Here is a 3,955-nt window from a genome sequence, read left to right as displayed (position 1 = left end):
CCACTGCGCTCCAGGCGCCAGCGGGCGCCGCCAGGACGGCCGCGCACAGGCCTGTCGTCGCCAGCGCAACCCACAGCGCCCAGGACCGCCACAGCCCGCCCAGCGTCACCGGCCGCCGCTCGACCAGGCGCACGATCATCGGCAGCGCCAGCAGCCGCGACAGCCAGCGCGGCAGCGGGCGGGTGGGTGGCACGTCGCCGCGTGCGGTGCGAATAAGGCGCCGGGACAACCAGCCGTGCAACTGCGCCGACGATCCAACAGCGCCCGTGACAGCGTCGGCGCCGGTCAGCGCAGCAAGGCCGCGCAGCAGCTTAGCCATTCCCGTATCCTCCCGTCGGCGTCAGCGCCAACGACACGCCGCCCAACGCCGCCCGCAGCCCGGCCGCCGCCGCTTGAAACTCGGGCGACGCGAGCAGATCGGCGAGCAGCGTCTCCGGATCGGCGTCCGGGTCCGCCGCCGCCGGGAGCTTCGCTTCGACTGCCAGATCGAGCGCCCGCTCTAGCAACGCCGCGCGAATGGCCGCGAGTAGGTGGTGGGGCAACCGGGACAGATCTTCACCGCGCAGCGCCGCCGCGACCAGGGCGTCGATCTGTTCGCGCGAGTCGGGCGCCGTGCCGGGCGCCAACTGCTCCACCTCGCTCGGCGTGCTCGACGGCGTGTCGCCGTCGAGCACAACGGCGACCGGCGGGCCGGGCAGAACGGCAGCGAGATCCGGTCGCGTGGCGAGCACTCTCTCGCCGCGCTCACGCAGCCCAGCCAGCACGAGGCCAAGGCCTGGACCGCGTAGCGTGAGCGCGAGATCCGCCGACCGCGCAACGTCGAGCGCGTTGACCGCCGCGAGCAACACGTCGTCAAGGTCGCTGTCGGCGCCGCGCGGGGGCTCTGGCGCCGGTCTGGGGTCCAGGCGCCACGTGAGCAGCGCCCGGAGGCGCCGTGCGACGAGTCTGTCGTCGCGGCGCAAAGTCTGACGCCACCAAGTCAGCGGCTCGCCGTCTGGGCCGAGGTCGCGCCAGTCGGCGCCGTGGCCGGAGTTGATGGCGTTCTGGTAGGCCGTCAGCTGCACGGAGGGGCTGGCGAGATAGCGCGACACGGCGTCGAGGTAGGTGGCGTAGGGCTGGCCCGGCCGCCGACAAGGAAACGGGGGCGGAGTGCTCACAGCGGTCGCCCTCGGAGATCTTCCAGCAGCACCAGCACCGCCACGAGCAGCGCCTCGCGGCGGGTGTCTCCGCTGGCGTCGTAGCGGGCCTCTACGGACACGACTCGCCGTCCGAGCGACCCCGGCTCGACGCTCACACGGATTTCAATCGCGTCGCCGAGCAGCGGCTCCGCATCCGGGATTCCCAGTAGTGCCAGCGGGCCGACAACCGGAGCGTCGGGGGCGGGGGCGGGGTCATCGAACGCCCCCAGGTCAAAATCCAGGTCTGCCAACGCGCCGACGACGGGATCGTCGGCCGGGGTGTCATTTCGCCGCCACATCATGCCGCGCCTCCGTCGTTTTCGCCGGGCGCGAACGGCGTCCCAGCGAGGCAAGCGCGGTCCCCCGGTCGCGCGACGTGGGGGAGGACCAGCCGACGGAGGCCGTCAACGCGTTCCGGCGAGGCCTGCGCCAGCCGCAGCAGGGCCGCTCCCAACACAATTTTCTGTTGCGCAGCCAGTTTTCGATCCACGGTCACGAGTTGCCGTTGCAGTCTCGCGGCGGCATTCCGAGCCCGTTTTTCGCGCTCGCGGGCGGCAGAAATCCGCGCCTCCAATTCAGTCGTTGTCAACTTTTTCTCAGTCACGGCGAACCCCATGAAAACGCATTCGGCCTATGATGAGAGTAGTGACGGCCGGGTGAGGGAATCAAGACAACCGTTGAAATGCGGATATGCCGGTTCTATCCTCGAGGACAGGCAAGAGAGACGGAGCCTTTGTTTAGTCTCGCTTAGGAGTCACCAAATTTTGCTTTGCAAAATCTGTTGACTCCGCTCGTGGGGCTGCCGCCCCTCACCCCCGCCAGGAGGCCACGCCATGCTCACCCCCGCCAACACACCGCCGACCGAGACAGGCACGCTCGCCACCACGGGCCGCCACTATCGCCGCGCCGCCGATGTGCCCGACGACCTGCACAGTGAGAGTCGGTGGCGCGCGCTTGGTCGTCGTATTCGGCCAGACGCCCGCGCAACTGCGTGGGTGGACGGCTACCCGTGCGGCGCCGCTCTGTATCCGGTGGCAGCGACGGAGCCGCTGCCACCAAAAAAGCGCATCTATGGCGAGACGGTGCCCGGTTGTCGCGTCGTCTGGCGAGACAGCCACGACCCCGGCCCCCGGCGGTTCGAACGGCGTCTCGCTCGCGTCGCCGTGACCCATGTCGGAAAGAATCTCGTCGAATGGACCCGGCCTCGCTGTGGTCGCGTTGTGCGCGCGAGACTCACCGGCTCGTGGCTCGAAATCACCGCGCCAGACGGCCGGAATCTCGTGCTGGAGTGGCGCCAACTGCCGCCGCCGCCCCGCTCCGTCGCCATTGACCCCGACGACATGGTGATCCCGTGGTGACCACTGCCGACGTCCGGCGCGCGGGACGCGCCGCCATGCGCGTCCCTGCCAGCGCGTGGCAGGCCGCAGACCCCTATGCGGCGGCTGTCGGCGTGATGCTCGCCGACGGCGACACCGTCCACCCGAGCGACGCCCGCGCGGCGCTGGCGCGCTGGCTGCTTGTCTACACCACAGTCCTGCGCGCGTACGTCGAGGCCGGGGGCGGTCAGACCGTAGGCGAGGGACCGGCCGAGATCGCCGACCGAATCCTCGCCGAGGTCGAGGCCGCCGAGCGCGCCGTGACGTGACGACGCACACCCACATCCGGTTCGGCACGGTCAGCAGGGCCGCCACGACCGAGCGCGCGACCGGCGGCAACGCCGTCGCGCTTTCGGCTTATCACGCAGCGGCACGGTACGAGGCGTCCGACGGCCGCGTGTTCGACTTCGCGCGGAAACGCAACGAACTCGTGACCGAGACTCGCGTGCTGCTGCCGGACGGCGCGCCCGCGTGGGCAGCCGACCCGGCGACGCTGTGGCGAGCGGCGGAATCGGCCGACAAGCGGCGAGATGCGTGCATCGCGCGGTGGATTGAGGTTTCCGTGCCCCGCGCCGTGCCCAAGGAACTCACCGCTGGCTTCGGCGAGGCCGTTGGCCGGATGCTGTCGGAGCGCTACGGCGTGGCCGTCCAGGTGGACGCACACCGCGTCAAGGCAAGCGATGGCGGCACCAACGACCACGCCCACCTGCTGATCGCGACCCGCGTGTTTGACGGCGACAAATTCGGCAAAAAAAGTAGCGCGCTCGACCAGGGATTTCGCGCCCGCCGGGGCCGCGACATGCGCGTGGCCGTCGCGGAGGCCGCCAACAAATTCCTTGCGGAGCACGGAATCGACGAGGCGCGCCTCAATCCCGAAAAACAGGCGGGGCCTGTGCCGCCCGAGCGCAACGTGTCGCGCCGGGCGGTCGAGGCCTGGAAAAAGAATCCGGATGACGCGGAGGTCTACGGCTCCGTGATCGCCGCGCGCCCGGTGCGCCGCCAACTCCGCGCCGCCCGCCGCGTCGCCGTCCAGTCCGTACAGGAGGTCGCCGCGCTCGCCGCCACGCATGAGCGTTGCGCGTTGACCGTGCGGCCGCGCCGCGTGCGCCCAGGCCCGCCGTGGATCGAGGTCGAGCCACGCGGCCCCATCGTCGCTGTGAGTCGCCGCGCCGACGCCATCGCGCTGCGGCTGGCCGACGGCGCCGTCGTGATCCAGCGCCAGGACGCTATCCGCCTGCGCTCTGGCCGCCCCTCCGGCGGAGCGGTCGCCACTATGGCCGACCGCGCCGTCGCCGCAGGCTGGACAGAGGTCACACTCAGCGGCACCGACCCCAGTCAGCGGGATCGCCTAGCCGCCGCGCTGGCAGCGCGCGGCATCACCGTCGTCGGCGAGGCCCGGCC

The 3,955-nt window shown here is 71.0% G+C and carries 7 protein-coding genes; 3 read left to right on the top strand and 4 right to left on the bottom strand.

The window, feature by feature from the left end; translation table 11 throughout:
• From QSG27_RS27985 to QSG27_RS27970, 4 genes are all read right to left on the bottom strand, one after another.
• Positions 1 to 319 (bottom strand): hypothetical protein (locus QSG27_RS27985; protein WP_306712012.1); only part of this gene is annotated, 319 nt, incomplete at its 3' end.
• Positions 312 to 1,091 carry a hypothetical protein gene (locus QSG27_RS27980; protein ID WP_306712011.1) on the bottom strand — a complete coding sequence of 260 codons (780 nt, stop codon included), beginning with the start codon at positions 1,089 to 1,091 and terminating at the stop codon, positions 312 to 314. The genes QSG27_RS27985 and QSG27_RS27980, both read right to left, overlap by 8 nt.
• 62 nt (positions 1,092 to 1,153) lie before the next feature.
• Positions 1,154 to 1,480, bottom strand: a complete 327-nt coding sequence (locus QSG27_RS27975; RefSeq protein WP_306712009.1) for a hypothetical protein — start codon at positions 1,478 to 1,480, stop codon at positions 1,154 to 1,156.
• On the bottom strand, positions 1,477 to 1,794 hold the full coding sequence (locus QSG27_RS27970; RefSeq protein ID WP_306712008.1) for a BAR domain-containing protein: 318 nt from the start codon (positions 1,792 to 1,794) through the stop codon (positions 1,477 to 1,479). The genes QSG27_RS27975 and QSG27_RS27970 overlap by 4 nt, the downstream gene beginning before the upstream one ends.
• 217 nt (positions 1,795 to 2,011) lie before the next feature.
• Between QSG27_RS27970 and QSG27_RS27965 the strand changes: the two genes are divergently transcribed.
• The 3 genes from QSG27_RS27965 to QSG27_RS27955 all read left to right on the top strand — a co-directional run.
• Positions 2,012 to 2,536 (top strand): hypothetical protein, encoded by a 525-nt coding sequence (locus QSG27_RS27965; RefSeq protein WP_306712007.1) that lies wholly within the window; start codon positions 2,012 to 2,014, stop codon positions 2,534 to 2,536.
• A complete protein-coding gene (locus QSG27_RS27960) occupies positions 2,533 to 2,823 on the top strand; it encodes a hypothetical protein (protein WP_306712006.1) in 291 nt (96 codons plus the stop codon). The genes QSG27_RS27965 and QSG27_RS27960 overlap by 4 nt, the downstream gene beginning before the upstream one ends.
• Positions 2,820 to 3,955 (top strand): MobA/MobL family protein (locus QSG27_RS27955; protein WP_306712004.1); only part of this gene is annotated, 1,136 nt, incomplete at its 3' end. The genes QSG27_RS27960 and QSG27_RS27955, both read left to right, overlap by 4 nt.

The sequence above is a fragment of the Azospirillum isscasi genome, assembly GCF_030849505.1.
GTDB lineage: Bacteria > Pseudomonadota > Alphaproteobacteria > Azospirillales > Azospirillaceae > Azospirillum > Azospirillum isscasi.
The sequence above is the reverse complement of the archived record's forward strand: the minus strand, read 5'-3'. Positions and strand labels throughout refer to the sequence as shown.

Coding starts and splice junctions, on each gene's coding strand:
- QSG27_RS27975 (WP_306712009.1), bottom strand. CDS start 1,480: ATGATGTGGCGGCGAAATGACACCCCGGCCGACGATCCCGTCGTCGGC.
- QSG27_RS27970 (WP_306712008.1), bottom strand. CDS start 1,794: ATGGGGTTCGCCGTGACTGAGAAAAAGTTGACAACGACTGAATTGGAG.
- QSG27_RS27965 (WP_306712007.1), top strand. CDS start 2,012: ATGCTCACCCCCGCCAACACACCGCCGACCGAGACAGGCACGCTCGCC.